Raw genomic sequence first — 5,749 nt, 5'->3', positions numbered from 1 at the left:
GTTTCTGTGACATATCTTTTCATTATTGTAAGAGTGGATCTGGTCACATATTTATCTTCTATCACAACAAGACAGGAATCATCGATTGGCAGTATTTGCCTCCTACAGTTAACAGAGTGATAAATTCTTTATGTGCAATTAATTCGCGGGTACTGAAAAAGTGCATTGTATGTTTGAAATGAATTGAACAACGCTTGATAAATTAAGTATATTGGCCGTTGGATATTAAAAAGGGTATGGGTATGAACAGAAGTGCGGGACTATTTTGCCTGATACTGCTATTCCTGCTAATTCAGTCGGCCCTGGCGCAAGACGCCGATACCGACCTCATTTCAGCGGAGTCCCGGCAGCTGCATCCGGAGATGGAGTTTGGTAAGAACAGCGGAAGAGAAAATCAGGGGATTCAGCAAACGGGAACTGGGGGAAGTGGTTGAAGCCCGGAGCGGGGAACCATTACCCGCGGCTAATGTCATCCTGGAAGGGACCAACCAGGGGGGCCTCTGTAGATGTCAGTGGCGAGTATGAAATTACCGGGATTGAAGAAGGTACGTACACGCTTAAGGTATATGTGAGGATGTTGGATGGGCGAAAATGCACAGATTGGTAAAAGAACGGTGTTGCAAAGCTACCTTAAAATTAATTATTGATTATGCTATCTATGTTTTCACACAAATTGCAGAAGAAAATCTTTTCGGGAAGTCTGTTATTATGCTCTATTTTTATATTGGTGGGATGTTCCACTTCGCAATCCCAGGTAGACCTCTCCCCAACCTACCAATCCGATCAGGGTAAAAAGCTGATCGGGGAGGAGGCGATGGTGAGTTCCGCTCACCCGCTGGCCAGCCAGGCGGGACTCACTATGCTGAAGAAGGGCGGCAATGCGGTCGATGCAGCCGTCGCCACCGCTTTTGCCCTGAATGTGGTGGAGCCCAATATGTCGGGTATCGGGGGTGGTGGAAGTATGCTTATATGGGACCAGGAGAATAACCAGACCGATTACGCCGATTTTTATACCGCTAAACGAGCCGAAACGTACAGGGACCTGGATTACAGTCAGTTTGAAGAGGGGGCATTTAATCTGTTGTCGACGGGTGTTCCAGGGACCGTGGACGGTTTGCTTCAGGCCCTGGAGCGGCATGGGACAATGAGTCGGGAAGAAGTCATGGCACCCGCCATCAGGTATGCCCGGGAAGGGTTTCCGGTATACCTTACGCTTGCCCAGTTCATCGAGGATAATGAGGAGAAGCTCTCGCGCTATGAAGGCGCCCGGAAAACATTCTGGCCCGGGGGCGAACCTCTGGCGGTGGGCGAAATATTAAAACAGCCGGAGTTGGCGCAGACCCTGCAAAATATTTCGGATGAGGGCGCTTCCGCCTTTTATGAGGGCGAAAATGCCCGGGATATGGTTGAGCTGCTGAACGAGGCCGGAAACCCGGTAACGCCAGAAGATTTCGCCGAATATGAACCTCAGTGGGACAAAGTCCCGCTCTGTGGTTCGTACGACGGCTATACGGTATTGTCGGCTCCGCTCCCGCAAACCGGCTTTTATATTATACAAGCCCTGAACATCCTGGAGAATTATGACCTGGCCCGGCGGGGACTGCCTACCGTTTCGGCAGAAGCATTTGATATTGTAAGTTCCACCATGCGCCTGAGTATTGCCGACCGTTCGGAATACGGAACCGACCCGAACTGGGAGGATATCCCGGTAACCGGACTTATTTCCAAAGCGTACGCGGAGATGCGCCGCGAGCAAGTGGGACAGGGAACGGTGCCGGATGAGATAGAACCCGGCGACCCTTCTGACTATACCCTCCGGAATACCCTGCCACAGTGCAGTGAAGCGGGAGTAGGACGCTCAGCCGGCCTTGAGAAGCCGAACGACCCAAAGAACAAACGGTCGGCCGCAAGCTATGCCCATGCTGCGGATTCCTTTGATAATTTTGAGCAGGCAGAGGAAGGAGCGGGGGAGACCACGCATATATCCGTTGTCGACCCGGCGGGCAATGCGGTGTCATTTTCAACGACGTTAAGTCATGTATTCGGGTCCGGGGCCTGGGTAAACGGGTTTTTATTAAATAACTCCGGCTTTAATTTCTCCTCTCTGGAGGAAGAGGAAGCGTGGGATTCCAGTCACCCGTACCGCATCCGTGCCTCCACCATTTCTCCTACGATTATCCTGGAGGATGGGGAAGTCCGCCTGGTTATCGGTGCCCCGGGCGGGGGACGAATCCCATCGGCCATACTGCAGAATATTGTCTATATTCTTGAGTATGGATTGGACCCGCTTGATGCGGTCAGAATGCCGCGGATCTTTCCCGGTTCCTCGAATCCGGAAGTACAGATAGAAAAGGGGTTTGACCATGACGTGCTGGCGGAGGTACGAAACATGGGGTATGATGTACAGGCGCTTTCAAGTGGCTACGCCCGGTTGTATCTTGTTTCGGTGGAAGGGGGAAAAATTATCGGTGTTTCCGATCCACGCCATGACGGCGAGCCCCGGGGCTTTTAGCGGGCAGCATCCATGGATTTGATTGGCTTTTATGAAAAAGAAAGTCATGTGACATACTTCGTTTATGGCCTTTTAAAACCCATCCAGGTGTCTGTTTTGTCGCCCGGCGATTACCTCGGCTACTCGTTAATGGGCCGGAACACAAGGCGATTACCGGGCGCCGGAGGGACAGTGGGCCTTGCATGAGATCAAATTATTGACAATAATGCCGGGCAAAAAGGGGACAACTCACAAGAAGCCAAAATAAATGGTAACAAAACCAATGAAAAAACATATTATTGATTCCTTTAGCTGGTGCTGTACCCTCGTGAACAAAATACGTCGCTTGTCTGCCGGCCGTTCTGTTTCTGCGCAGGCGTTTATTTTTACCGCTGTTCTTCTCACAGCTGCTGCTATCCCTGGGAAAGCACAAAGTGACAGCGACAGTGATCCGGGCGAGATACAGGTTGCTACTTTTGAGGCGGACGCCACGCCTGATATTGGCGAGCCCCTCGCCTACAATCCCACGAAAAGAATTGAAAAACCACTCTCTGTTCGGGGGATCGTGATCGTCGGAGACGGAGATCCCGTTGTGTTATGTGCCGTTGACTGGATCGGCGTCAAAAGCCGGGCTACGGCGGCCTGGAAGGAGGCTCTTGCCGCGGCGGCCGGCACCACCCCCGAGCGCGTCTCGCTGCATTCCCTGCACCAGCATGACGCCCCGAGAGCTGACTTTAAGGCGCTGGATATTCTCAACGAGTATGGTATTGATCCGGCGGGTACCAATGTGGATAACCGGGCATTTGTGGAACGGACCATTGATCGATCGGCCGAATCTCTCCGTGAGGCTATGAAAAATAATCTCCGGACCGTTACCCATGTGGGGACCGGCACGGCCGTGGTGGAAAAAGTTGCTTCGAATCGCCGACAGGTGAACCGGGAGGGGAAGGAGTTTCTGGGACGCATGAGTTCCACAAGTGACGTGGAGGCCCAGCGGGCGCCGGTAGGCACCATCGACCCGGAAGTCAGGCTGCTGAGTTTCTGGGACGGAGATCAGCCGCACGCCGTACTCAGCTATTATACGACCCACCCGCAGAGTTACTATCGTACCGGAGGGGCCAATCCCGATTTTGTGGGTATTGCCCGCAGCGCCTTTGAAGAAAATACCGGTATCCGTCAGGTTCATTTTAACGGCGCGGGTGGCAACATTGCGGCCGGAAAGTGGAATGACGGGTGGACCGAAAAACGGCAGATCCTGGCTGACCGGCTTGTCGAGGGGATGCTCAAGGCCTGGGAGCAAACCGAGCGCATCCCCGTGGATGCGAGTCAGCTCGAGTGGCGTATCGAGCCGGTGGCACTGCCGCTTGGCGACCATATAATCCAGGAAGAGCTGGAACAAACCTTGAGCCGGGCGTCGGATTCGGGCGAAAAACCTACCGGTGCCGCCAGCGACCTCGGCTGGGTACGCCGCACGCTGGAAGGAGATGATATTGATTTGACCGCTCTGCGCATCGGACCCGCCCGGATCCTGCACACGCCCGGCGAACTGGCCGTGGAGTACCAGCTCTTTGCCCAGTCGCTCTACCCCGATGATTTTATTGCCAATGCTTCCTATAGCGATTATGATCCCGGCTATATCAGCACGGAAATCCAATACTTCCAGGGAGGATATGAAGCCAGCGACCGGGCGTCGGACGTGGCCCCTGAGGTCGAACAGGTACTGCTCCCGGCCATCCGGGAGGTCCTTGCCTTTGAGGCTTTCCAGCCGGATCCCGGGCGGTTGGCCGACCTCGGTTACCGCCTCGAACGCTCGGCGCTGCAATACGGCTACGACGGGCAGTATTCCTGGGTGAATGGGCGGGCCGGCGTTATTCCCGCTCACGCATCGGTTAATCCCATCGGCAAGCCGACCGTTATCTTTACCACCCATAAAGTCGAGCATTCGGGTCCCGACGTTCTTCGGGGACTGCACTACTTTCGCAGCCGCGATCTTGGCCTTAGCTGGGAAGGTCCCTTCGAGGAGTCGGTGTTTCAGCGGGAAGCGCTGGATGAGGGGGACGGACACGAACGACTGGTCAGTGACTTTGTTCCAAAATATCATGCGGACAGCGGGACCTTGCTGGGGATCGGACACAGCTCGGTGTATAATGAGAATAACGTAGTCGCCGACCAAGAAGGGGCGACCGCCTATGCCACTTTTGACAAACAAACGCAACGGTGGTCGGACTGGCATACCTTTGAGTTGCCTTCCGGTCCCGGGATTGAAGATGGAGCGGTTGCTTCCGGTCGCCGCGTTGACCTGGAGGATGGCTCGGTCCTGTTCCCGGTTTATGGCAGCAATGAAGAGGGTTCTCAGTTCCAGATTACCGTTGTCCGCAGCCGGTTTGACGGCGAGGACCTTGAGTACATCGAACACGGCGAGCCCTTAACTGCAGATGCCGGCTCTGAACGCTATGAACCCTCTCTTGCCGAATTCAAGGGTCACTACTATCTGACCTTCCACAGTGACGAAGAGGTATACGTCGCCCGCAGCGAAGACGGACTCACCTTCGATGAGCCGAAGCCCTTACGCTCTGAGGACGGCCAGTCCCTGGCGGGGAACAGCAGCCGGCAGCAGTGGGTTCCCCATAGTGATGAGCTATACCTTGCCTACACTACTGGAGGGGGGACATCCCTGATGCTCGCGCAGGTTGATCCGGTAGCCTTGCACCTCGTGGAAGAAACGGGGCAGGTGATTATCCCGGCCGAACGCGGCGGTTCTCTGGATAACCTGGACGTCACCCGGATCAGCGGGGACGAGACCTGGGTTATTGCTACCGAGTGGCTCGAACCTTCCATCGTGGGGGGCGAATATGCCATGGACAATCTGATCCATATTGCGCGGCTCAAGGGGCTGGAGCCGGATGAATGAGGTGACAGCCGCCGTATCGCAGGGCCCGGCAAAGGGACCTGATGTCCTCCATGGCGCACAGCTTGCCAGGGTTAAGCCATGAGATGAGGCGCCCCGGCAGAGAGGGCTTTCTGCGGACTCCTAAGAGGAATTTATTTAAATTAATATGTTATAAATATCATATTAATTTAATATAATAAGTTTATAATGATATTAACATAAAAAATATTTGTCTTATTGGTGAAAAGCCCCAAAGATAAAAGCTGGCAAATTTGGATTGACACCGGCGGCACCTTTACGGACTGCATCGCTGTCGACCCCGAAGGAGATCGCAAAAAGGTGAAAGTTTTATCCAGCAGTTCCCTGCG

General features: G+C 54.0%; 4 protein-coding genes. All 4 read left to right on the top strand.

What is annotated here, in order from left to right:
- The first annotated feature begins 236 nt into the window (after window positions 1–236).
- A complete protein-coding gene (locus ACESLU_RS10605) occupies window positions 237–434 on the top strand; it encodes a hypothetical protein (RefSeq protein ID WP_372638623.1) in 198 nt (65 codons plus the stop codon).
- Between the two features lie 224 nt (window positions 435–658).
- Entirely contained in the window at window positions 659–2,512 is a 1,854-nt protein-coding gene (locus ACESLU_RS10600) for a gamma-glutamyltransferase family protein (RefSeq protein WP_372638622.1), read from the top strand.
- 262 nt (window positions 2,513–2,774) lie between these two features.
- Window positions 2,775–5,402, top strand: a complete 2,628-nt coding sequence (locus tag ACESLU_RS10595) for a sialidase family protein (protein ID WP_372638621.1) — start codon at window positions 2,775–2,777, stop codon at window positions 5,400–5,402.
- Between the two features lie 219 nt (window positions 5,403–5,621).
- On the top strand, window positions 5,622–5,749 hold a 128-nt coding region (locus ACESLU_RS10590), incomplete at its 3' end, for a hydantoinase/oxoprolinase N-terminal domain-containing protein (RefSeq protein WP_372638624.1).

The organism is Fodinibius sp. (assembly GCF_041642155.1).
Classification (GTDB): domain Bacteria; phylum Bacteroidota; class Rhodothermia; order Balneolales; family Balneolaceae; genus Fodinibius.
The sequence above is the reverse complement of the archived record's forward strand: the minus strand, read 5'-3'. Positions and strand labels throughout refer to the sequence as shown.

Bases quoted from the DNA above. Each gene is read 5' to 3' on its own strand.
- ACESLU_RS10605 (WP_372638623.1), top strand. From the start codon at position 237: ATGGGTATGAACAGAAGTGCGGGACTATTTTGCCTGATACTGCTATTC.
- ACESLU_RS10600 (WP_372638622.1), top strand. From the start codon at position 659: ATGTTTTCACACAAATTGCAGAAGAAAATCTTTTCGGGAAGTCTGTTA.
- ACESLU_RS10595 (WP_372638621.1), top strand. From the start codon at position 2,775: ATGAAAAAACATATTATTGATTCCTTTAGCTGGTGCTGTACCCTCGTG.